At 67.5% G+C, this 26,851-nt stretch carries 30 protein-coding genes; 15 read left to right on the forward strand and 15 right to left on the reverse strand.

Annotation, left to right across the window (positions count from 1 at the left end):
• Positions 1-2: 2 nt before the first annotated feature.
• Entirely contained in the window at positions 3-1,265 is a 1,263-nt protein-coding gene (locus ABZ909_RS32930) for an extracellular solute-binding protein (protein WP_357007503.1), read from the reverse strand.
• A 339-nt stretch (positions 1,266-1,604) separates the two neighbouring features.
• Complete coding sequence (locus ABZ909_RS32935) at positions 1,605-2,945, reverse strand: alpha/beta fold hydrolase (RefSeq protein WP_357007506.1); 1,341 nt, start codon at positions 2,943-2,945, stop codon at positions 1,605-1,607.
• Between the two features lie 510 nt (positions 2,946-3,455).
• Between ABZ909_RS32935 and ABZ909_RS32940 the strand changes: the two genes are divergently transcribed.
• Both ABZ909_RS32940 and ABZ909_RS32945 read left to right on the forward strand, forming a co-directional pair.
• Positions 3,456-3,704, forward strand: coding sequence for a hypothetical protein (locus ABZ909_RS32940; protein WP_357007509.1), 249 nt, complete (start codon positions 3,456-3,458; stop codon positions 3,702-3,704).
• Positions 3,701-4,498, forward strand: coding sequence for an ABC transporter ATP-binding protein (locus ABZ909_RS32945; protein ID WP_357007512.1), 798 nt, complete (start codon positions 3,701-3,703; stop codon positions 4,496-4,498). The genes ABZ909_RS32940 and ABZ909_RS32945 overlap by 4 nt, the downstream gene beginning before the upstream one ends.
• Before the next feature lie 78 nt (positions 4,499-4,576).
• Here the strand turns inward: ABZ909_RS32945 and ABZ909_RS32950 are convergent, their stop codons facing one another.
• Positions 4,577-4,912, reverse strand: a complete 336-nt coding sequence (locus ABZ909_RS32950; protein WP_357007515.1) for a transglycosylase family protein — start codon at positions 4,910-4,912, stop codon at positions 4,577-4,579.
• Positions 4,913-5,346: 434 nt separating this feature from the next.
• On the opposite strand from ABZ909_RS32950, the gene ABZ909_RS32955 reads away from it, so the two are divergent.
• The 6 genes from ABZ909_RS32955 (at position 5,347) to ABZ909_RS32980 (ending at position 11,363) form a co-directional block, all read left to right on the forward strand.
• Positions 5,347-6,087 carry a helix-turn-helix domain-containing protein gene (locus tag ABZ909_RS32955; protein WP_357007518.1) on the forward strand — a complete coding sequence of 247 codons (741 nt, stop codon included), beginning with the start codon at positions 5,347-5,349 and terminating at the stop codon, positions 6,085-6,087.
• Positions 6,088-6,259: 172 nt separating this feature from the next.
• Positions 6,260-7,339 carry an ABC transporter substrate-binding protein gene (locus ABZ909_RS32960; RefSeq protein ID WP_357007520.1) on the forward strand — a complete coding sequence of 360 codons (1,080 nt, stop codon included), beginning with the start codon at positions 6,260-6,262 and terminating at the stop codon, positions 7,337-7,339.
• Complete coding sequence (locus ABZ909_RS32965; protein WP_357007522.1) at positions 7,336-8,172, forward strand: ABC transporter ATP-binding protein; 837 nt, start codon at positions 7,336-7,338, stop codon at positions 8,170-8,172. Before ABZ909_RS32960 ends, ABZ909_RS32965 begins: the two co-directional genes overlap by 4 nt.
• The gene (locus ABZ909_RS32970; protein WP_357007524.1) at positions 8,165-9,037 is read left to right on the forward strand and encodes an ABC transporter permease; all 873 of its coding nucleotides are present in this window, start codon (positions 8,165-8,167) and stop codon (positions 9,035-9,037) included. The genes ABZ909_RS32965 and ABZ909_RS32970 overlap by 8 nt, the downstream gene beginning before the upstream one ends.
• Before the next feature lie 22 nt (positions 9,038-9,059).
• The gene (locus ABZ909_RS32975) at positions 9,060-10,406 is read left to right on the forward strand and encodes an LLM class flavin-dependent oxidoreductase (RefSeq protein ID WP_357007527.1); all 1,347 of its coding nucleotides are present in this window, start codon (positions 9,060-9,062) and stop codon (positions 10,404-10,406) included.
• 18 nt (positions 10,407-10,424) lie between these two features.
• The gene (locus tag ABZ909_RS32980) at positions 10,425-11,363 is read left to right on the forward strand and encodes a TauD/TfdA family dioxygenase (RefSeq protein WP_357007529.1); all 939 of its coding nucleotides are present in this window, start codon (positions 10,425-10,427) and stop codon (positions 11,361-11,363) included.
• Positions 11,364-11,461: 98 nt separating this feature from the next.
• On the opposite strand, the gene ABZ909_RS32985 is transcribed toward ABZ909_RS32980, so the two are convergent.
• Positions 11,462-12,703, reverse strand: a complete 1,242-nt coding sequence (locus ABZ909_RS32985) for an SPFH domain-containing protein (RefSeq protein WP_357007531.1) — start codon at positions 12,701-12,703, stop codon at positions 11,462-11,464.
• Positions 12,703-13,134: an NfeD family protein gene (locus ABZ909_RS32990; protein ID WP_357007533.1), complete on the reverse strand. Its 432-nt coding sequence runs from the start codon at positions 13,132-13,134 to the stop codon at positions 12,703-12,705. The genes ABZ909_RS32985 and ABZ909_RS32990 overlap by 1 nt, the downstream gene beginning before the upstream one ends.
• A 128-nt stretch (positions 13,135-13,262) precedes the next feature.
• Between ABZ909_RS32990 and ABZ909_RS32995 the strand changes: the two genes are divergently transcribed.
• Genes ABZ909_RS32995 through ABZ909_RS33005 form a run of 3 tightly spaced genes read left to right on the forward strand, consistent with a single transcriptional unit; the run spans position 13,263 to position 15,363 of the window.
• On the forward strand, positions 13,263-14,087 hold the full coding sequence (locus ABZ909_RS32995; protein WP_357007536.1) for a DUF3097 domain-containing protein: 825 nt from the start codon (positions 13,263-13,265) through the stop codon (positions 14,085-14,087).
• 22 nt (positions 14,088-14,109) lie between these two features.
• Positions 14,110-14,919 (forward strand): hypothetical protein, encoded by an 810-nt coding sequence (locus ABZ909_RS33000; RefSeq protein WP_357007538.1) that lies wholly within the window; start codon positions 14,110-14,112, stop codon positions 14,917-14,919.
• Between the two features lie 51 nt (positions 14,920-14,970).
• Positions 14,971-15,363, forward strand: coding sequence for a VOC family protein (locus ABZ909_RS33005; RefSeq protein ID WP_357007541.1), 393 nt, complete (start codon positions 14,971-14,973; stop codon positions 15,361-15,363).
• A 437-nt stretch (positions 15,364-15,800) separates the two neighbouring features.
• On the opposite strand, the gene ABZ909_RS33010 is transcribed toward ABZ909_RS33005, so the two are convergent.
• Together ABZ909_RS33010 and ABZ909_RS33015 are read right to left on the reverse strand one after the other, a co-directional pair.
• Positions 15,801-16,532 carry a helix-turn-helix transcriptional regulator gene (locus ABZ909_RS33010; protein ID WP_357007544.1) on the reverse strand — a complete coding sequence of 244 codons (732 nt, stop codon included), beginning with the start codon at positions 16,530-16,532 and terminating at the stop codon, positions 15,801-15,803.
• Positions 16,533-16,643: 111 nt separating this feature from the next.
• Complete coding sequence (locus ABZ909_RS33015) at positions 16,644-17,159, reverse strand: pyridoxamine 5'-phosphate oxidase family protein (protein WP_357007546.1); 516 nt, start codon at positions 17,157-17,159, stop codon at positions 16,644-16,646.
• Positions 17,160-17,230: 71 nt separating this feature from the next.
• On the opposite strand from ABZ909_RS33015, the gene ABZ909_RS33020 reads away from it, so the two are divergent.
• The gene (locus tag ABZ909_RS33020) at positions 17,231-17,977 is read left to right on the forward strand and encodes a serine protease (RefSeq protein ID WP_357007548.1); all 747 of its coding nucleotides are present in this window, start codon (positions 17,231-17,233) and stop codon (positions 17,975-17,977) included.
• Positions 17,978-17,981: 4 nt separating this feature from the next.
• Here the strand turns inward: ABZ909_RS33020 and ABZ909_RS33025 are convergent, their stop codons facing one another.
• Together ABZ909_RS33025 and ABZ909_RS33030 are read right to left on the reverse strand one after the other, a co-directional pair.
• Positions 17,982-19,469, reverse strand: a complete 1,488-nt coding sequence (locus tag ABZ909_RS33025) for an FAD-dependent oxidoreductase (protein ID WP_357007550.1) — start codon at positions 19,467-19,469, stop codon at positions 17,982-17,984.
• A 92-nt stretch (positions 19,470-19,561) separates the two neighbouring features.
• The gene (locus tag ABZ909_RS33030; protein WP_357007552.1) at positions 19,562-20,158 is read right to left on the reverse strand and encodes a TetR family transcriptional regulator; all 597 of its coding nucleotides are present in this window, start codon (positions 20,156-20,158) and stop codon (positions 19,562-19,564) included.
• A gap of 75 nt (positions 20,159-20,233) precedes the next feature.
• Here ABZ909_RS33030 and ABZ909_RS33035 point away from each other — a divergent pair, with 75 nt between their 5' ends.
• Together ABZ909_RS33035 and ABZ909_RS33040 are read left to right on the forward strand one after the other, a co-directional pair.
• Positions 20,234-21,376: an acyl-CoA dehydrogenase family protein gene (locus ABZ909_RS33035; RefSeq protein ID WP_357007554.1), complete on the forward strand. Its 1,143-nt coding sequence runs from the start codon at positions 20,234-20,236 to the stop codon at positions 21,374-21,376.
• 243 nt (positions 21,377-21,619) lie between these two features.
• Positions 21,620-21,814: a hypothetical protein gene (locus tag ABZ909_RS33040; protein WP_357007556.1), complete on the forward strand. Its 195-nt coding sequence runs from the start codon at positions 21,620-21,622 to the stop codon at positions 21,812-21,814.
• A gap of 45 nt (positions 21,815-21,859) precedes the next feature.
• Here the strand turns inward: ABZ909_RS33040 and ABZ909_RS33045 are convergent, their stop codons facing one another.
• The 3 genes from ABZ909_RS33045 to msrB all read right to left on the reverse strand — a co-directional run bounded on the left by ABZ909_RS33045 (position 21,860) and on the right by msrB (position 24,181).
• A complete protein-coding gene (locus ABZ909_RS33045; RefSeq protein ID WP_357007558.1) occupies positions 21,860-23,074 on the reverse strand; it encodes an FAD-dependent monooxygenase in 1,215 nt (404 codons plus the stop codon).
• 142 nt (positions 23,075-23,216) lie between these two features.
• Positions 23,217-23,729 carry a peptide-methionine (S)-S-oxide reductase MsrA gene (gene msrA / locus ABZ909_RS33050; RefSeq protein ID WP_357007560.1) on the reverse strand — a complete coding sequence of 171 codons (513 nt, stop codon included), beginning with the start codon at positions 23,727-23,729 and terminating at the stop codon, positions 23,217-23,219.
• On the reverse strand, positions 23,726-24,181 hold the full coding sequence (gene msrB / locus ABZ909_RS33055; protein ID WP_357007562.1) for a peptide-methionine (R)-S-oxide reductase MsrB: 456 nt from the start codon (positions 24,179-24,181) through the stop codon (positions 23,726-23,728). The genes msrA and msrB overlap by 4 nt, the downstream gene beginning before the upstream one ends.
• Before the next feature lie 184 nt (positions 24,182-24,365).
• Between msrB and ABZ909_RS33060 the strand changes: the two genes are divergently transcribed.
• On the forward strand, positions 24,366-24,605 hold the full coding sequence (locus ABZ909_RS33060; RefSeq protein WP_357007564.1) for a hypothetical protein: 240 nt from the start codon (positions 24,366-24,368) through the stop codon (positions 24,603-24,605).
• A 16-nt stretch (positions 24,606-24,621) separates the two neighbouring features.
• Here ABZ909_RS33060 and ABZ909_RS33065 read toward each other — a convergent pair whose 3' ends face one another.
• The 3 genes from ABZ909_RS33065 to inhA are packed head-to-tail and all read right to left on the reverse strand — an operon-like array spanning position 24,622 to position 26,828.
• The gene (locus ABZ909_RS33065) at positions 24,622-24,855 is read right to left on the reverse strand and encodes a hypothetical protein (RefSeq protein ID WP_354849335.1); all 234 of its coding nucleotides are present in this window, start codon (positions 24,853-24,855) and stop codon (positions 24,622-24,624) included.
• Between the two features lie 10 nt (positions 24,856-24,865).
• Positions 24,866-25,954, reverse strand: a complete 1,089-nt coding sequence (locus tag ABZ909_RS33070; protein ID WP_357007567.1) for a ferrochelatase — start codon at positions 25,952-25,954, stop codon at positions 24,866-24,868.
• Positions 25,955-25,988: 34 nt separating this feature from the next.
• Positions 25,989-26,828, reverse strand: coding sequence for an NADH-dependent enoyl-ACP reductase InhA (gene inhA, locus ABZ909_RS33075; protein WP_357007569.1), 840 nt, complete (start codon positions 26,826-26,828; stop codon positions 25,989-25,991).
• Positions 26,829-26,851 lie beyond the last annotated feature (23 nt).

A 26,851-nucleotide genomic window follows, 5' to 3' on the forward strand; every position in this document is an offset into this window, starting at 1 on the left:
TTTCACCCCCGCCTAGTGCGTTCCAGGTCATAGATGGCATCGACGGCATCACTGACAGCCACGGCATTCCGCTGCGACGGATCCGCCGGAGCGCCATCGAGATCCATCAGGAATTTGGTGATGATCCCCCAGAGCGGATTGTCACCGCCCCGGGAACCGATCCGGTCGGCCAGATCGAATTCGGTCCAGGATCGGACGCGCGGGCCGAGTGGTTCGAGCATGGCCGGATAGGCCGGGCGGGTGCGCAGATCCGGCGCGATGAATCCGCCCGCCTCGGCTATCCAGCTGTCCGGGGCATCGGGCAGCGACAGCAGGCGGATCAATTCGCCCGCAGCGGCTTGGGCCGATCCGGTCAGCACCATGACATCGCCGCCACCGATCACCGGACCGTCCCGGAGTCCGGGCGCATTGCTCGGAAACAGCGACACCCCGACTGTCTGTTTCATGGCCACGTCATCGCCGTCGAAACAGCTTTTCACGATCGGCTCGGCGAAATCGGGCGCCAGCACCATCGCCGCCTCACCTTTGGCGAACACCGCTCGCACGGCGTCGGGAAATTGCTGGGTGAGCGCGCGGCCGATACCGCCGGGAAAGGCATTCGGAAATCCCCAGATTGCGGCGACGGTGTCGAGGGCCTTCGCGATGTCGGCGCGGCGCTGCTCAGGCCGCCAGTCGTTCGGGGTCACGATGCTCCGGTAGGCATCGGAAGACCGCGCGAGCAGCACATTCGCGAAGAAGTCGGCGAGCATCCAGCCGTCGGCCGCGCCGAGCGCCAAGGGGTGGGTTCCGCTGCGCGCCAGCCGGTCCAGCATTGCGGGCCACTGCCACGGCGCCCAACTGCCCGGCGGCGACAGGCCGAGCTTCCGGAATTTCGGCAAGTCGAACCAGATCAGCGATTTGCACGACGCCTTGAACGGCAGTCCGTAGAGCGGATTCCCGGACGCCGTCTCGACATGCACCAGCTCCCACCAGCCGTGGGCATAACGCGGGGCTTTCCGTTCCTCGCCCCACAGGGATTCGTCCAGCGCGCGCAAGCGGCCGTCGTGCGCGAGCCGCGTTATCTGCCCGATTTGCGGCAGCACCACGATGTCCGGCGTGTATCGACCGGCCGAGAACACCGTCCCCACATCGTCACCCAGCGTGAATACCTGCGTGTCATGCGAAAACTGATGGGAATTCCGCAGGTTGGCCAGGATGTCCTCGAAGGCGCGCAACTCCGCGCCGCCCCAGGGCACCGCGAGCTTCACGCTGTCTGAACTCGACACGTTGCCCAGCGGTGTGCAGGCCGCGGCCAGGGGAAGTAATGCGCCGGCGCGCAAAATGGTTCTGCGGCTCGCCATTCCATCCCCCAACCGATGCGACGATGCCCGGTGTCGGCTTCGGTGCGGGCAACGTTACTCCGATTGCCCTCGCCACAAGTCCGCTAAACGTGGGACCGAGACCAGCGACCTCACCGCGGGCACGTCACCGGCCCCCCTGTAACCGGCTCCCGCACAGGCGAACCAGCGGCGGGCCGGATGCCCTGCGCTCCCGCGCCGCCGGGCCCGCATTCCGCCATTGTCACGGCGAAACGGTCGACGGCGCAGGAGCTTCGGTCGTCGGTGTCAGTCGAGAACGCACCCCGAGATCGGCACGTCGTTCAAGCGATCGACGAGGTAGCTGATCGCATTGTTGGTTCCGAAGCCGTCGATCAGCTCGGGGCCGAAGTGGTTCGGGAGGGTCGCCCCGGGCAGGATCGGGGGGAGCTCATCGGTCCGGAAGCTCACGGTCGCGCCCTTTCCGCACCATTCGGTGGCGAGTTGCCGGGCCTGACCGTAGGGCACGGTGTCGTCGTTGCGACCGCTGGTGATCAGCACCGGGGTTGCCGGAGTGAGGTTTCCGATGTGCTGCTGCCGCAGGATGTCCTCGGCCTCGGGGACCTCCTGCAGGTGGTCGATCATCGGCCGATGGTCGACCGTGAATTCGGTGCTGCGCAGGAACGGGTGCTTCAGGATCACGTCACCGATGCACTCGTTGCCCAGATCGCTCAGCAGCGCCTTGCCTTCCGGCGTGGTGCGTTCGTCGAGCTTCGGCTGCAACTCGGGATAGCGCGCCACGAAACCGTTCAGCGCGAATCCGATGACGCCGCTGATCAGACTGCCGTCGGCCTTCTTCAGCACCTCGGTCAGATCCGCTACCGGCGCACCCGCCCACGTGCCCTCGAGGTTCAGCTCGGGCGCGTACTCGGGTTGCATCTCGACCGCCGCGGCCGTGGCCCCGCCACCCTGCGAGTAACCCCAGAACGCGAGCGGCGTGTCATCACCGGAACCGGCGAGGTTGTTCGCCGCTCGCGCGGCATCCAGCACGGCATGAGCCTCCTCGACGCGATTGACATAGGTGTGGGTACCGGGGGTTCCCATACCGATGTAGTCGGCCACGAAGACGCGGGCCCCCAGCGAGTTCCACGCCAGCGCCGAGATCGCCTCCTGATTGGCCGAGAAGGTCGGCGGGGTGATGCTCGCGTACATACCGGTCGAAAAGGCCAGCGACACAGCGCATTGGTCACCCTGACCGGTGGTGCCGGGTGCGATGACGACGGTCGGCCGCTGGCCGGTGCCGTGCCAGGACTGAGTGGAATCGAGGAACACGCCCGTCGCGGCGACGGGCGTGCCGTCCTGCATCTGCGTCGTGTACATGACCTGCTTGGCAGGCAACGGCCACACCCCGTTACCCGCGGGCTGCGCCAGCAGGGCCGAGATATCGGTGGTCTTGATGATCGCACCGCGCGTCGAATCGAATTGCGCGGGCGGCACATAGAAGTCATTGACCGGATCGGCGGAGGCCGACCCCGGAACAGCGGCCGCGCCGGCGGCGGTCACACACAGCGCCGCGGCGGCGGCCAACGCGTGATCGACCTTCCGGGGCGTCTGTCTCTTCCGGCGGGACGGACGGCGTTGTCCAGACATTTTCTGCTTTCTCTGCGGACTCGCGTGCACTCGGACACGGAGATGTCGGTGTGTTGAAGCCGGAGTTGTGCTCCGTGCCGGGCCCGAGCATGGGTGTCGCAACGGCCGAGCACCCGAGTAACACCGTTACCCGAGTAACACGGTTACTCTAGCCACATGTGAAGACGCCGGGAAGAGGGTGACCCCGCCCCGGACCACATTCGCCTTCAGAATCACGCTGATCCTGGCACTGTCCGCCTGCCCGCCCCCGGGACAGGATCTGGCGGGACGGTTTCGGTCTCGCGCCGGCACCGCAGGCCAACCCGTCGGACAGAGAGGCGTTTTCACGTGAGTCCCCACCGCGTGCCCGGAATACCCGCATGATCAGCATCGGCGCTGGCCGATCGGCCACCACCTCGAATCCGGCCCGGTTCGCACTGCCCACCGGACCGCTGCGCAGGCTCGCCGTGCGCGCGCTGTCCCTGGCCGGATTCCTCGCACTGTGGTGGGCGGTCGTCGCCGCGAAAATCATTGACCAGCAGTTCCTTCCGAGCCCACAGACGGTGTGGGACGCGTTCGTACGCGCCAACGGCTGGCACCAGCTCGCGCCCGGAGTACCCCGCGAAGTGGGCCGCCTACCTGGGCGGGCAGCTGGGTACGGACCTGGAGTCCACGGCCGACTTCCTGTTGAGCCAGGGCGAGATTCAGGGCGTGGCGGCACCGCAGGCCTATGCGGGATCGGTGTACGCCAACGCCGCCGCCACGGTGAGCGCGAAGTGACCGCCGCCGTCGAGCCCCGCGATCGCGTGGTGCCGACCGGGGTGTCCAAGACCTACGAGACCCCGAGCGGCAGCACCGTCGCGCTCTCTCCCACCGATCTGATCATCGAACCCGGCGAGTTCGTGAGCATCGTCGGCCCCTCGGGCTGCGGCAAGACCACACTGCTGCAACTGCTCGGCGGTTTCCTCGAACCCAGCGACGGCACGCTGCTGGTCGGCCACGATCCCATCGGCGGGCCCAGTCCCGAACGCGGTGTGGTCTTCCAGGCCCCCACCCTCTACCCGTGGCTGACCGTCTGCGGCAATGTCGAGTTCGGTCCGAAATGCCGAGGTGTGGATCGGAAGACGCGACGCGCCGAGGCCCAGCGCCTGCTCGAGCTGGTCGGGCTCGGCGATGCCGGCGGCAAGCGGCCCTACGAGCTGTCCGGCGGTATGCAGCAGCGGGCGCAGATCGCGCGGGTGCTTATCAACGATCCGCGCATCATCCTCATGGACGAACCGTTCGGGGCGCTGGATCAGCTCACCCGGGAGCGGCTGCAGGTGGAGCTGCTGCGACTGTGGCGCGAATCGGGCAAAACCATTGTGTTCGTGACCCATTCGGTGGAGGAGGCGGTATTCCTCTCCACCCGGGTCCTGGTCATGAGTGCCCGTCCGGGACGGATCATCGTGGACCGGGAAGTCGTATTACCGGCCGATGACGAGGCGGGCGTCCGGAACATCACCGTCACCGCGACACCCGAATTCCAGGCCCTGAAAACCGAATTGGCGAAGGCGATCTACGCAGCCCACGTTTGATCATGAATACGACGATGGCCCGTGCCGCGACTTTGCGGAACGGGCCATCGGACGTTTCGAACCGACGCGAAACCTGAATTACAGGTAGGCGCCGCACACGGGCCAGGCGCCCGGACCCTGACCGGCGAGCACGTTCTCCGCGACGCGGATCTGCTCCTCACGGCTGGCGCTGGCGGCACTGCCGCCGCCACCGTAGGCGTTCCAGGTGCTCTGGGTGAACTGCAGACCGCCGAAGAACCCGTTGCCGGTGTTGGCGCCCCAGTTGCCGCTGCTCTCGCACTGCGCGACAGCGTCCCAGTTGTGCCCGGCGGCCGAGGCGGTCGCGGTGGACAGCGCGAACGGGACGGACACGAGCGCACCGATGGCCGCCGCGGCGGCGAATGTGCGGGTGGTGAGCTTCCGGTTGCGATGCATAAGGTATTTCCTTGCCTGCGCCCGCCGGCCCGCGCTCTCGATTGCGGGTCCCCGTCCCCAGGGTTCTCGGTTGCTCTCGAATCGCGGGACGGAGTTGCCGGTGTTCGTCGATTCGAGCGGGGCCCGGTTGAATCCGAGCCATGAACGACGGTAACGGATCAATCACGTTAGATAACGTAACGATCACGGCCGGTTGACGAATCGATATCGGGGATACTCAATCCGTTTTCGCAGTTCGCATCGGAATTTCACCGAATGACATTTCTGGAATTCGTAAAAGTTTTTGTGACGGAGGTCACGAGAAAATAGTGACCTCGATCGCGTAATACAAACCCGAGACAAAACGATCCCCACCCAGAATCGCCCTCCGACCGGCTCGGATCGCGGTGCGCACAACCATTGATCCAGGTCAGAGCCCTGACCATAGTGCCTCCATGGCCGATGAACCCCGTTCCGGAGCACGCGCTGTCGACCGCGCGATCCAGGTGCTGAATTGCTTCCACGGCGACGATCCGGAGCTGTCGCTGAGCGAGCTCGCCCAGCGGACCCGGCTGCCTGTCAGCACCGCACACCGTCTCGCCCAGGCGCTGGTGCGCGGCGGCCTGCTCGAGCAGGGGCCGGCCGGTGATCGCTACCGCGTCGGGCACGGGCTGGCGACCCTGGCCCGGCCCGCCCTCGCCCGGCTGGGCCTCGAGTCCGCGGCGCCGCATCTGTACGCGCTCGCCGCGGGCATCCGGATCACGGTCAGCGTGAGCATGATGGACGACAGCGACGCGCTCACCGTCTTCCAGGCCCGCCCGCCGATCCACTTCTGCCACCACCAGGTGCCGCGATCCCGGCAATCCCTGCACGCCAGCGCGGCGGGCCACGCTCTGCTGGCCCACTCCCCCGCCCGCGCCGCCGCCGACATCGACCTGGACCGGGTCCGCCGCACCGGCTTCGCCTCCGAGCTGATCGAGACCGACGACCCCATCCGCGCCCTGGCGGTGCCCATCGTCGGGCCGGGCCGGCAGGTGCACGGGGCACTGGCGGTGCAGGCCCGTTCGGCCCGCCTGGACAGCGAGCTGATCCGGGCCGTCGTGCCCGCCATGCGGATCGCCGCGGGCCGGATCGCACCGCTGTTCCAGACCACCGACGGCGTGGCGCCCTCCGCCGCCGAGTTTCGCTCACGCTGATTTCCACATGGTGAAAAGCCGGTTGCCGCGCCGCAGCCCCCATCGCAGCATGTGACCACCGCCGAATCATCGCCAGTTCCCCTGTCCGGCAAAGGAATCCCCATGACGCTCTGTTGTCGCCCCGCCCTCGAATCCCACCGAGCGACAGTCGTATTCACCGAAAGACTCCCCCATGGCATTCCCTCCCCGCCGGACCAGGGTGCACCGCGCCCTGGCCGCCGCGTTCGCCGTCTCCAGCGCGGTCGTCCTGCTCACCGGCTGCGCGAAAACCGACCCGGGCACCACCGCCGACGGTAGGACCGTCATCCGCTATCAGGGGTCGACCGGCCAGGTCTCCGCCTTCGAACTGGCCGCCGACCTCGGTTACTTCAGCAAGATCGACCTCCGGTGGGAGGGCGACACCACCAGCGGCCCGGCCAATATTCAGGCCGCCGCCACCAAGCAGGTCGAATTCGGCAGCGCCTTCAACGGCGCGGTCATCAAGCTGGTCGCGGGCGGCGCTCCCGTCACCGCCGTGCTCAGCTCCTACGGGGCCGACGAACTCAACTTCACCGGCTACTTCGTGCGCGACGATTCGGGCATCACCTCCGCGCGCGACCTCATCGGCAAGAAGGTCGGCGTCAATACCCTGGGCGCGCACCACGAGTTCATCACCCGGCAGTGGCTGCACGACCAGGGGCTCAGCGATCAGGAGATCAAACAGGTCCAGCTGGTCGTATTGCCGCCCGCCAGCACCGAGGACGCGCTGCGCAATGGGCAGATCGATGTGGCCGCCCTCGGCGGCGTCTTCCGGGACACCGCCGTCGGGCGGGGCGGGGTGCATCCGCTCTACACCGACAAGGATCTGTTCGGGCAGTTCGATTACGGCACTTACGTTTTCCGCAACGACTACCTGAAGTCGCATGCCGCGGCCGTCGCCGATTTCGTGCAGGGCACCGCACGCGCCACCCGCTGGCTGCAGGTCACGCCGCGCGACGAGGTGGTGGCGCGGTTCGCCGACATCATCCACAAGCGCGGGCGCAACGAGAACACCGCGCTGCTGCAGTACTACAAGAGCTCGGGTATCCCCGTCCCCGGCGGCGTGATCGCCGAACGCGAACTGCAGATCTGGATCGACTGGCTGGTCCGCAACGGGGAACTGCCCGCGGGCAAGCTCGCCGCCAAGGACCTCTACACCAACAAGGACAATCCGTACGCCAACGGCGCCTACCCGGCCACCAGCGGTCCCAGCGGTGAGGCGGTGGCGAAATGAGTTCCGCGACCGTCAAACTCGCGCTCACCGGGGTCCGCAAGGAGTTCCGCGTGCGCGGGGAGCAGGAGAGTTTCACCGCGCTCGCCGATATCAGCGTCGATGTGCGCGACGGTGAGTTCCTGGTCCTGGTCGGGCCCAGCGGCTCGGGCAAGTCCACCCTGCTGGATCTGCTCGGCGGGCTCGGCAAACCCACCTCCGGGCAGATCCTGCTGGACGGGGTGCCGGTCACGGGACCCGGTCTGGACCGCGGGATCGTCTTCCAGCAGTATGCGCTGCTGCCCTGGCGCACCGCCCGGGCGAATATCGAATTCGGGCTGGAGGCCAAGGGCATTCGCCGTCGCGAACGCCGCGAGACCTCCGAGCACTATCTCGAGCTGGTCGGCCTGGCCGGATTCGGGAATCGCTATCCGCACGAATTGTCCGGCGGTATGAAGCAGCGGGTAGCCATTGCCCGGAGCCTGGCCTTCGACCCGGAGGTGCTGCTGATGGACGAACCCTTCGCCGCCCTCGACGCCCAGACCCGGGAGTCGTTGCAGGACGAGCTGTTACGAATCTGGCGGGCTACCGGGAAGACGGTCCTGTTCATCACCCACGGCATCGACGAGGCGGTGTACCTGGGGCAGCGCGTGGCGGTGCTGACCTCGCGGCCCGGGCGGATCAAGGCGGTCGTGGACATCGACCTCGACCGGGACGGGGATCCGGATATCCGTTCCAGCGAACGATTCCGCGAACTGCGCCATCACGTCTGGTCCCTGCTGCACGACGAGGTCGCGCGGGCACAGGACCTCGAGCAGGCCGCGCTCACCGGCGACAAGAGGAGTTCCCATGTCTAGCGCACTGCAATTCGTCGAAGCATCCATCGATCTCCGTCGCGAGCCCGCCGCCACCGGCGGTGCGACCCGCACGAAAACCCGGCACGCTACGGCCGTGCTGACCGCCGTCGCCGGCATCGCATGGCGAATCGGCAAGCCCACCATCGTGATCGCGGCCTTTCTTGCCCTGTGGGAAGCCGCGCCGCGGCTGGGGCTGGTGGACGAGGTGTTCCTGCCCCCGTTCTCGGCGGTCGTGCAGGCCGGGCTGGAGCTCATCCGCAATGGCCAACTGTGGGAACACGTCTCGACCAGCGTGACCCGCTCGCTCATCGGCTTCTCCATCGCCTTGGTCGCGGCCGTTCCGGTGGGTGTGGCCATTGCCTGGTACCGACCGGTGGCGGAATTCCTGAGCCCGGTGCTGGAACTGTTCCGCAATACCGCCGCCCTCGCGCTGCTGCCGGTGTTCATCCTGATCCTCGGCATCGGCGAGACTTCCAAGATCGCGCTCGTGGTGTACGCCGGATTCTTCCCGATCCTGCTCAACACCATCAGCGGGGTGCGGACGGTCGATCCGCTGCTCGTGAAATCGGCCGTCTCGCTCGGGTTCTCACCGATCCGCCTGTTCCAGAAGGTGATCCTGCCCGCCGCCGTGCCGTCGATCTTCACCGGCATCCGCATGGCCGCCTCCGGATCGATACTGGTGCTCATCGCCGCCGAGATGTTCGGGGCGCGTTCCGGGCTCGGCTACCTGATCACCGCCGCCCAGCAGAACTTCCAGATTCCGGACATGTACGCCGGGATCGTGGCCATCGCCGTGGTCGGACTCGCCTACAACGGCGTGCTCGTGGCCATCGAGCGACGGCTGTCCCGCTGGCGCGCCCACTGAATCCGTCGAAGGAACCTCTTCCATGTCCAACGCACGCAAGACCTTCCATCTGAACGCCTTCCTCATGGGCGTCGGCCATCACGAGGCCGCCTGGCGGCATCCGCGCACCGAGGAACACCGGGTCCTGGACGTGAAGCACTTCCAGGAACTGGGCCGCATCGCCGAACGCGGCAAGCTCGACTCGGTGTTCTTCGCCGACGGGCTGGCCGTCGGACCTCGGATCAAGCGCAACGCGCTCTCCGTCTTCGAGCCGATCACGCTCCTCGCCGCCATCGCCGCCGTCACCGAGCACGTCGGATTGATCGCGACCGCCTCCACCACCTACAACGAACCCTTCAACCTGGCACGAAAATTCGCGTCCCTGGACCACATCAGCGGCGGCCGGGCCGGCTGGAACATCGTCACCTCCGGTAGCGAGGACGAGGCGTTCAACTTCGGTTACGACGCCATCCCCGAGCACGCCCGCCGCTACGAGCGCGCCGACGAGTTCGTCGACCTGGCGGTACGGCTCTGGGACAGCTGGGAATCCGATGCCATCGTGCTCGACCCGGAGGCCGGCATCTTCGCCGACCCTGACAAGGTCCACACCCTCGACTACCGCGGCGAACGCTTCCAGGTCCGGGGCCCGCTGAATTCGCCCCGCAGCCCTCAGGGCCGGCCGCTGCTGGTGCAGGCCGGATCCTCCGAGAGCGGAAAGGAATTCGCCGCCCGCCACGCCGAAGCGGTGTTCACCGCGCAGCGCACCCTCGAGGAGGGCCAGCGGTTCTACCGCGACCTCGAGTCCCGGCTGCCCAAGTACGGCCGCTCCGCCGACGATCTCGAGGTCCTGCCGGGTCTGGTCCCCTTCATCGCCGACACCGAGGCCGAAGCCCGCGCACTCGAACAGGAATTCACCGACCTCATCTCCCCCGACTACGCGCTGCGGCAACTCTCCACCCTGCTCGGCGTCGACCTCACCGAGCACGCCCTCGACGCACCGCTGCCGCCGTTGCCGCGGGAAAGCGACATCCAAGGCGGCAAGAGCAGATTCACCCTCGTCAAGGAGCTCGCCGAAAAGGAGGACCTGACCGTCCGCCAGCTCATCGGCAAACTCGGCGGCGGCCGAGGTCACCGCACCTTTGCCGGCACGCCGGAGCAGATCGCCGACGAACTCCAGTCCTGGTTCGACCAGGGCGCGGCCGACGGCTTCAACATCATGCCGCCCTACCTGCCCGGCGGGCTCGAGGACTTCGTCGACCGCGTGGTCCCGATCCTGCAGGAGCGCGGGCTGTTCCGCACCGACTACACCGCACCGACCCTGCGCGGCCACTACGGACTCGCGCCCGTGGAAAGCCAATTCACCCCCGCCCGTACCCAGGCGACCGCCTGAGATCTGAAAGGAACGCTCATGACCACCGCAACCGAGAACCCGGTCGGCACCTTCCGCATCGGACCCGTCGCCGGGCATATCGGCGCCGAGATCACCGGCATCGACCTGCGCGACGACTTCACCGATGAGCAGATCGCGGTACTCACCGCCGCGCTGCACGAATACAAGGTGCTGTTCTTCCGGGATCAGCACATCGGGCACGCCGAACAGATCGCCTTCTCCCGGCGATTCGGCGCGGTCACGCCCTCGCATCCGTACGACGATGACGCGCCCACCGAGTACCCCGAGATCCTCGCCGTCGACAGCCGCCTGTACGAAAAGCGGTTCGGGAAGAAGAAATTCAGCTACACCAACCATTGGCACACCGATGTCTCGCCGCTCATCAACCCGCCGGCCGCCTCCCTGCTGCGGGCCGAGATCGCGCCCGACCGCGGCGGCGACACCCAGTGGACCAACCTCGCCGCCGCCTACGCGGGCCTGCCGGATTCGCTCAAATCCTTCCTCGACGGACTGCGCGCCGAGCACCGATTCGGCGGCACGCTGCCCGCCTGGGACGCGGAGAGCGACTACGCCAAGCGGGTCGCGGCCGCACCGCTGATCACCGAACACCCGGTGGTGCGGGTGCATCCGGTGACCGGTGAACGCGTGCTGTTCGTGAACCCGGGCTTCACCACCCGCATCGTCGGCCTCAGCCCGCGCCAGAGCGACGCGCTGCTGGAACTGCTGTACGCCGAACTCTCCGATCCGGCGTATACGGTCCGATTCCGTTGGGAGAAGGGCAGTGTCGCGTTCTGGGACAACCGGGCCACCGCCCACCTCGCACCCGGCGACCTCACCCACCTGGACGTGACCCGCGTGCTCTATCGCACGACCCTGGAGGGCGACGTGCCCGTCGGCGTCGACGGCGAGCCCTCACGCTCCATCGCCGGTGAGCACTTCGGCGGCTCACAGAACTGATCCCGCGGCGCTCACCGCGGAATCAGCGGGGCCCTCTCGACAGTGTCGAGAGGGCCCCGCTCAGTTCCTGATTCGATTCTGCTTCGATCCCCGGACCGTCAGTGGCCCAGCGGACGCGGCGGCGCAGGCGGGTTCTGCCAGCGCTGGTCCGGGGGCTCCTGGCGGTACTGCGGCTGTACCGGCTGCTGCTGCGGGAGCCGCTGCTCCAGATGCGGCCTTGTCGCGGTCTGCGGCAAACCGACCGGCTCGACCGGCGTCCGTGCGTCCGCCTCGGCCGCCCGGACGGCCCGCTGGGTGGCCGGGTCGGTGGCGGTGTCGAACCAGTCGGCCACCTCGTCGGCATCGTTCTCGGGCGCTTCCGCGGCCGCACCGTCCTCAGACGGCTCGTACCGGAACACACCGTCCTCACCCTGCTTGCCGAAACCGCGCGCGAAGCCCTCGAGGGCCTTGCCGAAATCGCTGGGCACCAGCCACACCTTGTTGGCGTCGCCCTTGGCCACCTGCGGCAGGGTCTGCATGTACTGGTAGGCCAGCAGCTCGGGGGTCGGCTTGCCGTTCTTGATCGCGGCGAACACCTTCTCGATGGCCTTGGCCTGGCCCTGCGCCTGCAGGTAGGCGGCGGCCCGCTCACCCTGCGCGCGCAGGATGCGGGACTGCCGCTCACCCTCGGCGGAGAGGATGGCCGACTGCTTGGAGCCTTCGGCCGCGAGGATCTGCGCCTGCTTCTGACCCTCGGCCGTCTTGATCGACGCCTCCCGCTGACCTTCCGCGGTGAGGATCATGGCGCGCTTCTCACGGTCGGCCTTCATCTGCTTCTCCATCGATTCCTGAATCGACGGCGGCGGATCGATGGCCTTGAGCTCGACGCGCGACACCCGCAGACCCCAGCGGCCGGTGGCCTCGTCGAGCACCCCGCGCAGCTGGCTGTTGATCTGGTCGCGGGAGGTCAGGGTCTCTTCGAGGGTCATGCCGCCGACCACGTTGCGCAGCGTGGTGATCGTCAACTGTTCCACGGCGGCAATGTAATTGGAGATCTCGTAGACCGCGGCCTGCGGACTGGTGACCTGGAAGTAGACCACCGAGTCGATCTGGACGGTCAGGTTGTCCTGGGTGATGACCGGCTGCGGCGGGAACGACACCACCCGCTCGCGCAGATCCACCTTGGCGCGCACCCGATCGGCGAACGGCACCAGGAAGGTCAGTTGCCCGGACACCGTCCGCGAATAGCGGCCCAGCCGCTCGATCACGGCGGCCTCGGCCTGCGGCACCAGGGCCACCGATTTGAAGACCACTACCACGACCAGGAGGATGAGTACGACGGCGACTATCAGTACAGCCATCACGGCCCTTTCATGACGACGGCGTGGGCGCCGTCGATCCTCATGATGTACACGGTCGAACCGACGGGATAGGACTCCGCGGCGTCATAGGGACGCGCGCTCCACACCTCGCCACCGAGCTTCACGCGACCGCCGTGCTCGTCGACCGTCTCGAGCACCTTCGCGGTCTTCCCTGGCAGCGCGTCCACCCCGGTCTGATGCGGCGGCGGAATTGCGTAGCGCCGCAACAGGAATGGGCGAACCAGCACCAGGAGAGCGATCGACGAGACACTGAATACCACCGCGTCGATGAGCACCGACGAGCCGGTGAGCTCGTTGGCGCCCGCAGTGATGAGCGCGGCAACACCCAGCATGATCAGCACGAGACTGCCCGTGAGCATCTCAGCTGCCGCGAGCAGAATCCCCGCGACCAGCCAAACTATTGCGGCCACGCCACCAACAGTAACCGTAATCGCGGGTTACGGCCGGTATTCGTGATCACTCCGCGCTTCGTACCCGACATATCGGAATGGGCGCGGCGCGAGAGGGATTCCCGCTCATCGCCGGTAACCTTCACGCGGTGAGTGGGCACCAACGGTACGGCGACATCTTCTCCGGGCACGCGCGCAAGCAGAAACGGGAGGTGCCCCGCGTGGTCGCCGAACGCGACCTCGTCGCCGAGGACGCGGCCACCGGATTCTGCGGCGCCGTAGTGGGTTTCGATCGCAGCTACGACGGCGAGTTCGTCAAACTCGAGGATCGCGGCGGGCGGGTCCGGCTGTTCGCGCTGCGGGAAGCCGCGTTTCTGATCGACGGGCAGCCGGTGACACTCGTGAAGCCGACCGCCGCCGTGCCCGAGCAGCCCACCCGATCCGCCTCGGGATCCACCCGCGTCGAAGGACTGAAGGCGCGCGTCGCGCAGGCCAGCCGCATCTGGGTGGAGGGTGTGCACGACGCCGCGCTGGTCGAACGGGTGTGGGGACACGACCTGCGGGTCGAAGGCGTGGTGGTCGAACAACTCGAGGGCCTCGACCATCTCGGCGCCAAACTCGCCGAATTCCAGCCCGGACCGACCCGGCGCGTCGGAGTCCTGGTCGACCATTTGGTCACCGGCTCCAAGGAATCCGGCCTGACCCAGGGCCTCGGCGCGCACGTCCTCGTCACCGGCCACCCCTACATCGACGTGTGGCAGGCCGTCCGCCCGCAGGCCGTCGGCATCCCCGCCTGGCCCGACGTCCCGCGCGGGGAAGACTGGAAAACCGGCATCTGCCAGCGGTTACGCTGGGGCACGCCGCAGGAGGGGTGGCGGCGCGTCTACAACGCGGTCAACTCCTACCACGATCTCGAGACCCCGCTCATCGGCGCGGTCGAACGACTGATCGATTTCGTCACGGAGCAGGAGTAGCCCGCCAGTTATCCTCGAATGCATGAGTTCCCCGAGTGCATCGCTGACGGTCTGGGCCGGCGCCTGGCTGGCCGGCCGCAGCGCCCCCGACGACGTGCTGGACGCGTTGCGTACCTGGGCTCCCCAGCAGACGGTGGCCGCCGGGGATCCCGTGACCGGAGGACACACCGGATTACCGTGGGCGTCCGACGACGAGCCCGCCGCGGTGGCCGGGGCGGGAATCATGGTGCTGCTCAAGGTCATCCGGGAAGCGATCGACGGACCCGAGGCGCAGATGCGGCTGGTGCTGCCGATTCCCGGAGACGTGCGCGGACTCCCGGTCGGCACCGAATTCGCCGCCGCCGCAACCGAAGCCGAGGAAGGCATTCTGATCGGGACCGCCGGATCGGCCGGCACCGGGCTGGTCCCGGTCTGGACCCACGACGACGCACTGCAATGGCGGGTCTACTCGACCCCGATCCCCTTCGCGCACGTACCCGAAATGCCGCTGGGCGAAGCCGAATACACCATGCGGGAGGCGGTCCGCGACGCCGCCGACGCACTCCAGCAGCTCCAGACCACCAGGCTCGGGTCCGGCGGAGTCGGGCCTCGCGAACTCGTCGAAGCCGAACTAGCCGGACATACCAAACACAAGTACCCCGATTCGATGCCCCTGCGCGCCCGGCGGATCCTCGACACCGCCGACCAGGTGGCCGCGATCCTCACCGTCGCCGAACGCGAACCAGCCTCCGCCCCGACCTCCGCCACCGCCGTGGCCGCACAGGAGGCCCTACTCCGACCACTCTGGAACGCGATCCGGGCCGCACGGCTGGCCGCGGTCCACGCCCGCTGACTGTCCGATTTCTTCAAGACCGATCGCGATGGGGACGCATACCGTTCGGGTATGGCTATTCGACTGAATGTGATCGGGATCGTGGTGGCGGACATGGGTGCGTCGCTGGAGTTCTATCGGCGTCTGGGAGTGGAGTTCGCCGACGGCTCCGAGCAGCAGCCACACGTGGACGCCGACCTGGGCGGCGGTATCAAGCTCATGCTCGACACCGAGGAAACAGTCCGGTCATTCCATCCGGACTGGAAGGCCGTGCCCGGGGCCGGGCGAATCGGCCTCGCGTGCGACTGCGGCTCGCCGGCCGGGGTGGACCAGAAGTTCGAAGAGCTGATCGGCGCAGGCTACCGAGCCGAGCTGAAGCCGTTCGATGCGTTCTGGGGCCAGCGGTATGCCACAGTCCTCGACCCGGACGGGAATGGGGTCGACCTCTACGCCGCCCTCGCGTAAAACGGCAAGACCCGGACGCGCAGGGGTGCGACTGGCCGGGCGGCGCCGCCGACGCGAGCACCGCGAGGACAGCGAGCAGCGGTGGCGGTGCGATCGCGAAGGCTGTCGCAGGTACCGATCCCGGTCGCAGTGGCGTCTGCGGTCGCGGTCGACGTGATGGATCGCGACCGCAGTCCAAACGGCGGCCGGTTGTGCCCAAGGTCGCCGTCACATATGCCGATCGCAATCGCAATCGCGCCCGCTGCGGCGGTTGCGATCGGGGCAGCAACTGGGACGGCGGTCGCACCGCGGCAGTGATTGTGGTCGGAATCATGATCTCGACGGCGGCTGTCAGGTCGGCGATGCCGCACGTGTCGAGTGCTTCCCCGTTCGGATGCATCAATTCCACCTCCGCCACGTGCCAATGCGGCGCGAATTACCATGTGATATAAGGAAATTCAGACCGGGGACATTTCCACTAGACCAAGCAATTGCCCGGGCGACATGTCGGAAAACTCCCGAATATCCCGCGTCAAATGCGCTTGATCCGAATACCCGACAAAGACGGCAACCTGCGCAAGTTTCATCCCGCCCCGCGCCAGCGCCAGCGCCCGCTGCATCCTCAACACCCGGCCCAGAGTTTTCGGCCCATACCCGAAGGCCGCCAATGAGAGTCGATGCAGTCGCCGCGGCCCGGTCCCCAATTCTTCGGCCGTCGCCGACACCGACATCCCCGAACCCAGCGAGGTCACGATGAATCGCACCATCGGATCCGCGGCGTCGGTCTCGCTTGCACGCCAGCGCACGATGAGCTCCAGGCCGACCGCCGGATCCGGCGCCTTGGCGATCAACTCGGATGCGCGGCGGAGATCCGCCGGCGACCACAGGTCGGCGAGATCAGCTCTGGCGTCGCGTAGTTCGTGCGCAGGCACCCCGAGCAGAGCCGGAGCCGTGCCGGGGAAGAAGCGGATCCCCGTGATCCGATCGGCGAATCCCGCCGGCGGACGGTATGCGCGGGTGTCCGGGCCTGCCACCGAGAGTCGCCCGTCGATCCACAGCAGATCCATGCTGCCGTCCGGCAGCACGGGCAGATCCGTGTCCGCGACACCCTCACGAGTCCACACCACCGCGCCGCCGACCCCCGACGGTCGCTCCCGATAGCTCCGCGGCGCGTGGATTTCAATCACCACATCCACTCCTCACCGCATCCCAGCCCCGAAAAGCGCTGAAACACACACTTGTTCGGCACTCAATGCGCACTTGCATCATTTGCTTGTTTGCACTCGATGCAATGTTGCACGTTATGTCGTCGCTGGTTCCGCTTCATCGGAGACTTCGACCACGTGCTCGGACTGCCCCGGCTTCCACGCCGTCACCTCCATGCGCCCGTCCACGATCTCGACCGACGATGCCCCCGTGATGTCGACGGCGTAGAACGGCTCGAACTTGCGGCCGCGCAGGTCGAACCCACTCTCGGCGAAAAGGTCCTCGGCCCAGCGCCGCTGCAGTTCGGAATCCTGGACGTCGTGCACGGTGCCGAAGATCTTCACGTCCCCATCACTGACCTGCGTGTCCACCGTCGCCGTGTGCAGGCAGAAGCGTGGGTCGTGGGCGAGATCCGCGAACTTCTTCGTCCCCGGCATGCCGACCAGCCATAGCTCACCCTCGAAAATGCGCGGTTCGAGCGGGCTGATACGCGGGAAGCCATCCTTGCGGAGGGTAGCGAGCATGCACAGGTTGCCAGTGGCGGCGTGACGACGGGTGAAGATGGTCGAGATGCGGGGTGCGGCATTGGCGAACTCGGTCCAGGACGTCATGTCCGCGACCGTACTCCTGGGGACCGACACCTCCGCTCGTCGAAACTCCCGATCTCTGTTTGAATGGCCCAATGTCGATCTCCCGCCGGATCGCCGTGCTCGCCGCGGCGCTCATCGGCTGCGCCATCCCCGCCACGCTCCCGGCGAACGCCGTGGTCGGCGGCACCGAAGCCCAGGCCGGCGACTATCCCTGGCTCGCCGCCGTCGGCACCCCGCTGTTCTTCCTCCGCGCCTCCGGCCAGTTCTGCGGCGGCGCGCTCATCGCGCCCGACCAGGTGCTCACCTCCGCCCACTGTGTAGCGATCGCCCAGCTGCTGCCACAGGCGCTGACGGTCACCTTCGATCGCAGCGACCTGACCTCGCATGACGGAACCACCGTGAGCGTCACCGATGTTCGCCTGCACCCCGATTTCCGCACCGACACGGTCGGCGGCGTCGACGTCTACCACCGCGACCTCGCCATCCTTACCCTCGCGACCCCGCAGCACCGGCCCACCGTGCCGATCGCCGCGCCGCAGGGCGGCAGCGCGACCGTGCTCGGCTGGGGCGGGACCTCCGACCACGACCTGTTCAACACCAAGCTCATGCGTGCCACCGTCCCATTCGTCTCCGACGCCGACTGCGGTGCCGCCTACCCCGGTGCCTTCGATGCCACTGAGATGGTGTGCGCCGGCTCGACCGAGGCCGACACCGCCGAATTCGACAGCGGCGGACCGCTGCTCATCGACGGCAAGTTGGTCGGCGTCACCTCGTGGGCGCGCGGGACGGCCCTGGCCGGCTATCCGACCGTCTACGCTCGGCTGCCCGCATCGTTCTGAGCCGTCAGACCTTCGACGCCGACTGGTCGAAGGTGAAGACGCCATTGGGGTCGTAGTGCTCGGCGATGCCGTGCATACGAGACGCGTTGTCGCCGTAATAGGCACTGCCCCAATTCGACAGGTCGGGGTCGATGTAGTTGACGAATGCCGTATTCCCGGTCAGGTCACCGAGCCGATCCCGTACCTCGTTCACTGCGTTCCGGGCATCCGGCGTGGCGGCGCCGACATAGATCTGGGCGGTCGCCAGTGCGCCACGATACGGAAAAGCCGTGTCCTTCGCGCCGATTCGCGAGGGCGCCCCGGAGAGACTGTCCAGCAGAATATCCATACCCTCGCGGCCGGTGAGCAATGCGGTCAGCCGACTCGGGTCGGAGAGTGGCTTGGTCAGCACTCGCGAGGAGGCCGTGAACGATTCGCGGCCCAATACTCCCCCGCCATTCCAATTCGGCCGGCACTGTTCCACCGAATAATTGGCGCACCCGCCGAAATACATCATTGCCGGTAGGTAGTCCTTGGTCAGCGAATACCTGTTCGACGGTTGAGTCTTGGCGGCTGCTACCAGTTTGTCGACGAGACCGTTCATCTCGCTCTCGGATCCGACATAGCAGCCGTTGATCCGGCACGTCGGCGGGCTCCCGGCGGAAATGCCGAGGGTGGACCAGAATTCGTCCGGAGCCGACGCGGTGAAGGTCTGCCAGGCGCCCAGCACGTCGGTCAGCGATCCGGCCGGAAAGCGGACCTGGAACACCGCCAGCTGCGGCGCCGCCACGGTCCGGAAAGTGAACGAGGTGGCGATGCCGAAGTTGCCGCCGCCACCACCGCGCAGCGCCCAGAACAGATCGGGTTCCGAGGTCGCCGAGGCGGTCCGCACCGTGCCGTCCGCGGTGACCACCTGCGCCGAAACCAGGTTGTCGCACGTCAATCCGTACTTCCCGGCCAGCACGCCGACCCCGCCGCCGAGCGTCAGCCCGGCGATCCCGACCGTCGGGCAGGACCCGGCCGGGAGGCAGCGGCCCGCCCGAGCCAACGCGGAGTACACGTCCATCAGCCGCGTACCCGCACCGATGACCGCGGTGCCGTCCGCTTTCACTTCGACCCCGCTCATCCCACCCAGATCCACGACCAGGCCCTTGTCGGGTGTCGAGTACCCGGCGTAGCTGTGCCCGCCGCTGCGCGCCGCCACCGGGATCTTCGCGCTCGCCGCGGCATCGACGCAGACCTGTACATCGGAAGCCGTGGCGCACTGCGCGATTGCCGCAGGCTGCCGGGCATCGAATGCGGGATTGTAGGCCAGTTTCGCCGTCGCATAACCGGAGTCGGACGGCAGATTCAGTGTCCCGGTCAGGCGCTGCCGTAGTGTGACCCAATCTACCTGTCCGGCAGGATGTTCCGCGGCAGGCGCCTCCGGTACGCAGCCGGTCGCCGCCCCGAGTGCAGCCAGGCTCGCGCCGAGCCCGGCCGCCCGCAACAGATTTCGCCGATTGATCGCCACGACGGCGTCCCTCCCCCGAGGGTGTGCCCGGCCCGCCGGGCACACACAAACTATTCAACGGTCGGGTTATCGCGACCGTGAACGTTCGTGTTTCACCCGAGCATGCCCTCGGCGAGCCGCGCCCAATCGGCGAGAACCTGCTTGCGCCGCAGGCGATCCCGCCCCACCATCTCGTCGAGGGTCGCGCCGCGCACCAGGTTGATGGTGAGCCAGAACGCGGCCTCCAAGCGCTCACGCGGCGCGACGATGAAACGCCCGCAGGCGTCGAGCAGTTCGATCGTCAGGTCGTGCTGCACCCGCAACATGTTCCGGCGCAGGTCCTTGTCATTGGCGATGCCGACATACAACTCCACTGCCGCCTTGCCCAGCTTCCCGGCGAACGGCGCGGTCACCAGCTCGACCAGCACCTCCCCCGCCGACGCTGCCCGCGGCAGGGTCCGCTCCCGCCGCCGCAGCGCCTCCCCCTGCCGCTGCGTCAGATGCTCGATGGTCTGGGCGAACAATTCCTGCCGGGTGTGGAAGTGATGTAGCTGTGCACCCCGCGTCACCCCGGCCCGGGCGGTGATGTCGGCGATGGACGCGCTCGCGTACCCGACCTCGGCCAGGCTCTCGATGGCCGCGTCCAGCAGCAGCGCTCGGGTGCGGAGGCTCTTCTCCTGATGCTTGTTCGGGGGCAGACCGGATACCACCTGGTCAGTCTAGCGGCCTTGCAAAATTGCGTGCTCCCTTGCACGCAATTGGGTGTCGGTCGTAATGTGACCAGCATGCCCGTCGATCGCCTGCTGCCCACGCCCGAAGCCCGCGACCTCATCGAGCTCACCCGCGATATCGCGGACAAGGTGCTCGAACCCCAGGTCGTCGAGTACGAGAAGCAGGAGCGCTACCCTGCCGAGGCATTCCGCGCGCTCGGAGCGGCGGGGCTGCTGAGCCTGCCGTATCCGGAGGAGTTCGGCGGAGCCGGGCAGCCGTACGAGGTGTATCTGCAGGTGCTGGAGGAGCTCGGCGCACGCTGGGCGGCGGTCGCGGTGGCGGTGAGCGTGCACAGCCTGTCGTGCCATCCGCTGTTCGCCTACGGCACCGAGGAGCAGAAGCAGCGCTGGCTGCCGGAGATGCTGTCCGGCAATCTGATCGGCGCCTACAGCCTGTCCGAGTCGCACGCCGGATCCGACGCTGCCGCCCTGCGCTGCCGGGCCGTCGAGGCCGAGGGCGGCTACCGGATCACCGGCACCAAGGCGTGGATCACCAACGGCGGCAAGGCCGATTACTACACCCTGTTCGCCCGCACCGGTGAGGGCTCACGCGGCATCTCATGTTTCCTGGTCCCCGCCGGCACCGAGGGCCTGTCGTTCGGCAAGCCCGAGGAGAAGATGGGCCTGCGCGCGGTCCCGACCACCACCGCCGCCTACGACAACGTCTTCCTCCCGGCCGAGCGCCTCATCGGCGAACCGGGACAGGGCCTTCCGATCGCCTTCAGCGCCCTGGACTCCGGCCGCCTCGGCATCGCCGCCGTCGCCACCGGCATCGCCCAGCGCGCCCTCGACGACGCCGTCGCCTATGCCAAGGAGCGAGAAGCCTTCGGCCGCCCCATCATCGACCACCAGGGGCTCGGCTTCGTCCTCGCCGACATGGCCGCCGCCGTCGACTCCGCCCGCGCCACGTACCTCGATGCCGCCCGCCGCCGCGACGCCGGCCTCCCCTACTCCCGCCAGGCCAGCGTCGCCAAGCTCACGGCTACCGACGCCGCCATGAAGGTCACCACCGACGCCGTCCAGGTCTTCGGCGGCTACGGCTACACCCAGGACTTCCCCGTCGAGCGCTACATGCGCGAGGCCAAGATCACCCAGATCTTCGAGGGCACCAACCAGATCCAGCGCCTGGTCATCGCCCGGTCGCTGGCCAACGGCTGACCATCGCGAGAACCACAGCGTTCAGCCATCCCGCGCGCCGCATGGGTGCGCGGGATGGCATCAGGAACGGTCACAGGCTGCCGAAGGGGTTCCACGGGGTCGGCGCCGGGGCCTCGTCACGGTCGTGATGCCAGCGCCAGCCGTTGTCGCGCCACTCCCAGTGGCCACGGCCGTGTGTCCCGTCGCTCGGCCCGATGAACGCCTCGAACTCCTATGCTGAGATCAGGCCACCGAGGAGTCGTCATGGGGCGGATTGTTTCAGCCGTGATCGGCGTCGTATTGTGCGTCGTCGGAGTGATCTGGATCGTGCAGGGCGCCGGTTCCCTGCACGGATCGCCGATGACCGGGCACTCCGAGTGGAGTTACCTCGGCGGCGCACTCGTCGTGGTGGGCGCGGGCCTGCTGCTCTGGGCCGGATACCGGTCGCTACGGCGCTGACCGGCGCACGGAACAGGTGAATCCCCGGGGATCACTGTGTTCGACTCACGCGATAACCGTTGCGTCCCAGTCGATGACGAAACGGTGGACCGGACCGAACATCTTCTCCGGCTTGAGAAAGGTGCGGGTCGCGAGGGGCATCATGAGGCCGAACAGGGCCTTGGCGACGGGACCGGAGGTCTTGCCGTTGTTGGTCTTGGCGGCATTGTCGGAGATGTCCTCGACCCGGGGGCGGCGCAGGCGCTCGTAGGCCGCGAAAGCCGCTGCGGGGTCCGGGATGTCACGCAGGCAGCGGGCCAGCTCGACGGCCGACTCGATGGCCAGCGACGCACCCTGGCCCGAGCTGGAGGACGGGGCGTGCACGGCGTCGCCGACCAGGACCACGCGACCGCGGAACCAGTTGGGCACGTGGGGCATCCGCTCCATCGGACCGGTGACGATCATGTCCTCGACACTGGTCTCGGCGAACAGCTGCTCGCCGGGGGTGTCGCCGACGTGGGCGGCGCGCAGCTTCGCCAGCCAGTCCTCGGCGGGCACGGCCTTCGCCTCGGCGAGGGTCATGGGCTGTTCCTGCGGGAAATTGCTGAAGAATACGTGCTTGCCGTTGGGCTGACGCCAGTAGCCGTAGAACGCGCGCTTCCCGAAGGCGAAGTGCATGGCCTCGATATCGCCCTCGCCGCCGTCGGAAAGCCTTCCGTCCGGGGTGAATTCACCGAAGCCGAAGCTCATCAGGCCGGTGTACTCCGGGCCGGGGGCCTGCGGGTCGATCAGGCTGCGCACGGTGGAGTGGATGCCGTCCGCGCCGATCAGGATGTCGCCGGTAGCCGTGGTGCCGTCCTCGAACTGCGCGATCACGCCCGTCTCGGTCTGCTCGAGGTCGACCAGCCGCTTGCCGTGCTCGATGGTGATGCCATTTGCGACCGCGTGGTCGTGCAGCACCCGGAACAGGTCCGAGCGCAGCATGGTGCAACTCGGCGGCAGGCCGGGCAGCGCGTCGACCCGCATGAGCGTGCGGCCCGCGCCGGTTTCCATCACCATGCTGTGCAGCGGGTGCCCGGCGGCCTCGACAAGCTTGTCCGCGCCGATGATCCCCAGTGCCGCAAGACCATTCGGCGCTACCGTGAGCATCGCGCCGGTGTCGGCCGCCGCCGGGTACGCCTCGTACACCGTCGCCTCGATACCGGCCTTCTGCAGCGCGAGGGCGGTCACCGGGCCCGCGATGCCGCCGCCGATGATCAGTGCCTTCTTGATGCCGTTCATGACTATTGCCTTCCCCGATTCCTTCGATCACCCTCGCGACCGCCTGCAGCAATAGTATCCACGCAACTAGTTTCTGCGCAACTAGTTTGTGGAACAAAAAGGGGCCTCATCGGGGACACACCCCGATGAGGCCCGCTCGGATCTACGCCGTGGCCTGTCGCTTCGGCAGCTTCCAGCCCGGCCGCGGGAAGTGGCAGGTGTAGCCGCTGGGGAACCGCTCCAGGTAATCCTGGTGCTCCGGCTCGGCCTCCCAGAACGTGCTCGCCGGGGTCACCTCGGTGACCACCTTGCCCGGCCACAGGCCGGAGGCGTCGACGTCGGCGATGGTGTCCTCCGCGACCCGCTTCTGCTCGTCGTCCAGGTAGAAGATGGCAGAGCGGTAGCTCGTCCCGATGTCATTGCCCTGCCGATCCTTGGTGCTCGGATCGTGGATCTGGAAGAAGAACTCCAGCAGCGCACGGTAATCCGTGTGCGCCGGGTCATAGACGATCTCCACCGCCTCCGCGTGCCCGGGGTGATTGCGATAGTTCGGGTTGTCGTTGCGACCACCGGTGTAGCCCACCCGGGTCGACAGCACACCCGGCTGCTTCCGGATGAGATCCTGCATGCCCCAGAAGCATCCGCCGGCCAGAATGGCCTTCCGCGTGTCGGTCACGCTTCCTCCTTCGTGAACAGAGACTTGTACTGCCCGTAGCCCTCGGCCTCGAGCTGGTCGAGGTGGATGAACCGCAGCGACGCCGAGTTGATGCAGTAGCGCAGCCCGCCCGCATCACGCGGCCCATCGGTGAACAGATGGCCCAGATGACTGTCGCCGTGCGACGAACGCACCTCGGTCCGGATCATGAAGTGGCTCAGATCCCGTTTCTCGACCACATTGGCGTTGTCGATCGGCTTGGTGAAACTCGGCCACCCCGATCCGCTCTCGAACTTGTCCGTCGACGCGAACAACGGCTCACCGGACACCACATCCACGTAGATACCAGGCTCGTGGTTGTCCCAGTACTCGCCCGTGAACGCCCGCTCGGTCCCGTTCTCCTGGGTGACGTGATACTGCTCAGGCGACAGCGCGGCCACAGCCGCCGGATTCCGGTTGTACTCCCGTGCCACATGACCTCCTTGATCGGCCTCAGCTACAACCCACCCTGCCTGCCGGAAAGTCCACCCTCAACCCCGCGTCATACTTCTGTCACCTTTGGCTGCCGGGCGTACTCACCAGCGTGAGCGCGACCGGGAACGAGACCGACGACGATCAGGTGCCAGCGTAGGCGCGGCGAAGAGCAGGGGAATCGGGGTGGGCGCGACCGCCGCCGCCATCGTCGGGATCCTGGTCGTGCAGTTCTATCTGCCCGCGCAATTCATCGCCATCGCAATTTCCGGATTGCCTCTACCTGTCCTTCACCAACGCCAGCGCAGCCCGACCGACGTGATGCCCATGTCCCGCTGGGCGAAAACCCTGATGATGGTCCGATCGGCGATCTCACTCATCGCCGCGAGCCTGGTCATCGCCCGCGCGGTCAACGTCCTCGAGTAATGCCGAATGTGCTGTGTCAGCGGTTGAACCACATGTCGGCTACCAGCATGATCACGGCGACACCGACGAAGGCGGCGGCGAAGCCGATGGACTGGCCGATGGTGCCGACGATACCGGCGGCGAGGAAAAGCGTCAGGACCGGCGCCCAGACGAACATGTCCGGCGGACCGAAGGTGCGCTGCTTGCGGGCGGCGGCACCGCTCGAGGCGGGCTGACGACGTTGCGGGGTTCCGCGTCCGGGTGTAGTCACCTGGGCGAGACTACAATTCGGCGGCCGCCGGTGCCACCGCGGGTCGGCGCGGTGGGAGGGCGCAGCAGCCCACGACGCAGGGCACGCCGTTGACGGTGCAGCCCAGGGCGGTGATGTCGCTCAGGCGTGCGGGAGCGGCGGCAGTGCGGTACTCGTCCACCAGGTCGGCGACCATCTGCGCGTAGCGCGGGTCCGGGCCGGGCGTGGCGGCGCGCGCGAAGGCCATACCCAGTTCGGCGGCACGCTCTTTCGCCTCGTTGTCCAGGTCCCAGATGACCTCGAGGTGATCGGAGACGAAGCCGACCGGGCACACCACGACCGCGTCCACGCCGCGCTCGGCGAGGGTGTCGAGGTGGTCGACGATGTCGGGGTCCAGCCACGGGATCTGCGGCGGGCCGGAACGCGACTGCCACACCAGGTCGTAGTTGTCGAATCCGGTTGCGGCAGCGCACAATCGGGACGCCTCGGCGACCTGGCGGCTGTAGAGGTGCTGCTCGGCGGGCGGGCCGGAGGCGACATCGGCCGAGACCGGCACCGAGTGGGCGGTGAAGACCAGGCGAGCGGACTCGCGTTTGTCCGCAGGCAATTCCGCGACAGCCGCGCGGATCGAGTCCGCGAAGGCATCGATGAACAGCGGATGGTCGAAATACTGGCGCAGCTTCACCAATTCGGGCGCGTCGGCGACCGCGGCCCGGGCGCGCACGATGTCCTCGTGGTACTGCAGGCAGCCGGAATACCCGCCCCACGCCGAGGTCGGGAACACCAGTGCGGACCGGATCCCGTCCGCGCGCATGCGCTCGACGGTCTCCTCGACCATCGGATGCCAGTTGCGGTTGCCGAAGTACACCGGCAGATCGATACCGCGCGTAGCGAATTCGGCCTCGATGGCCTTGATGATGTCCAGATTCAGGGCATTGATCGGCGATACCCCGCCGAAGTGCAGGTAGTGCTGCGCGACTTCGGCGAGGCGCTCCGGAGGCACGCCCCGGCCCCGAGTGACGTTCTCCAGGAACGGCATCACGTCCTCGGGGCGCTCGGGACCGCCGAAGGACAGCAGTAGCAGGGCGTCCACTTCACGAGCCGTGGGCTCCGCAGCCACTGCTCTCCTCCTTCGATGCTCGAGTCTCAGCGCTTCAGTTCGCGCCGAAGCCGTCCGCGGGGAACCAGGTGTTGTGGCTGGCGCCGCCGTCGACGTAGATGATCGAACCGGTGGTGCCGGGCAGCCAATCCGACAGCAGGGTCACCACGGACTTGGCGACGACCGTCGGGTCGTCGACATCCCAGCCGATCGGGGACGCGCCGTCCCAGTAGGTGTTGAGCATGTTCAGCTGCTTGGCGTCATCGGTAGCGGTGCCCGCGATGGCCTTGGCGGCGAGGGTCTTGATCGGCCCCGCGGCGATCAGGTTGGAGCGAACCTTCTTGGCCCCGCCCACCTCTCGCGCCACGTACCGGTTCACCGACTCGAGCGCGGCCTTGGCCACACCCATCCAGTTGTAGTACGGCATCGCGGTGCGCGGATCGAAGTCCATGCCCACGATGGAGCCGCCCTCGTTCATGACCGGCAGCACGGCGCGAGCCAGCGAGGCGTAGGACCACGCCGAGATCTCGAACGCCTTGGCGGCGTCGGCACCGGGGCCGTCCAGGAACGGCAGGGCCTCCGGGCCCATCAGGGTGCGCGGCGCGAACGCGATCGAGTGCAGCACACCGTCGATGCCCTCGGGCGCCAGCTCGCGGACCTTGTCGGCGAGCTCGGCCAGGTTCTCCTCATTGGTCACGTCCAGGCCGATGGCCGGGGGGACCTCCTGCGGCAGGCGCTTGGCGATGCGGTCGATGAGCCGCAGGCGCTCCGGGATACCGGTGATGATCACCTTCGCGCCCTGCTCCTGCGCGACCGCGGCCGCGTGGAAGGCGATGGAAGAATCGGTGATGATGCCGGTGATGAGGACGGTTTTGCCGTCGAGCAATCCACCCATGGGTTGGTCGGTTCTCCTCGTTG

It is taken from the genome of Nocardia sp. NPDC046763 (genome assembly GCF_040645495.1).
Taxonomy (GTDB): domain Bacteria; phylum Actinomycetota; class Actinomycetes; order Mycobacteriales; family Mycobacteriaceae; genus Nocardia.

Coding starts and splice junctions, on each gene's coding strand:
- ABZ909_RS32985 (WP_357007531.1), bottom strand. CDS start 12,703: ATGGCTGTACTGATAGTCGCCGTCGTACTCATCCTCCTGGTCGTGGTA.
- ABZ909_RS32980 (WP_357007529.1), top strand. CDS start 10,425: ATGACCACCGCAACCGAGAACCCGGTCGGCACCTTCCGCATCGGACCC.
- ABZ909_RS32970 (WP_357007524.1), top strand. CDS start 8,165: ATGTCTAGCGCACTGCAATTCGTCGAAGCATCCATCGATCTCCGTCGC.
- ABZ909_RS32935 (WP_357007506.1), bottom strand. CDS start 2,945: ATGTCTGGACAACGCCGTCCGTCCCGCCGGAAGAGACAGACGCCCCGG.
- ABZ909_RS32950 (WP_357007515.1), bottom strand. CDS start 4,912: ATGCATCGCAACCGGAAGCTCACCACCCGCACATTCGCCGCCGCGGCG.
- ABZ909_RS33015 (WP_357007546.1), bottom strand. CDS start 17,159: ATGACGTCCTGGACCGAGTTCGCCAATGCCGCACCCCGCATCTCGACC.
- ABZ909_RS33005 (WP_357007541.1), top strand. CDS start 14,971: ATGGCTATTCGACTGAATGTGATCGGGATCGTGGTGGCGGACATGGGT.
- inhA (WP_357007569.1), bottom strand. CDS start 26,828: ATGGGTGGATTGCTCGACGGCAAAACCGTCCTCATCACCGGCATCATC.
- ABZ909_RS33035 (WP_357007554.1), top strand. CDS start 20,234: ATGCCCGTCGATCGCCTGCTGCCCACGCCCGAAGCCCGCGACCTCATC.
- ABZ909_RS33040 (WP_357007556.1), top strand. CDS start 21,620: ATGGGGCGGATTGTTTCAGCCGTGATCGGCGTCGTATTGTGCGTCGTC.
- ABZ909_RS33000 (WP_357007538.1), top strand. CDS start 14,110: ATGAGTTCCCCGAGTGCATCGCTGACGGTCTGGGCCGGCGCCTGGCTG.
- ABZ909_RS33020 (WP_357007548.1), top strand. CDS start 17,231: ATGTCGATCTCCCGCCGGATCGCCGTGCTCGCCGCGGCGCTCATCGGC.
- ABZ909_RS33045 (WP_357007558.1), bottom strand. CDS start 23,074: ATGAACGGCATCAAGAAGGCACTGATCATCGGCGGCGGCATCGCGGGC.
- ABZ909_RS32955 (WP_357007518.1), top strand. CDS start 5,347: ATGGCCGATGAACCCCGTTCCGGAGCACGCGCTGTCGACCGCGCGATC.
- ABZ909_RS32975 (WP_357007527.1), top strand. CDS start 9,060: ATGTCCAACGCACGCAAGACCTTCCATCTGAACGCCTTCCTCATGGGC.
- ABZ909_RS32960 (WP_357007520.1), top strand. CDS start 6,260: ATGGCATTCCCTCCCCGCCGGACCAGGGTGCACCGCGCCCTGGCCGCC.
- ABZ909_RS32965 (WP_357007522.1), top strand. CDS start 7,336: ATGAGTTCCGCGACCGTCAAACTCGCGCTCACCGGGGTCCGCAAGGAG.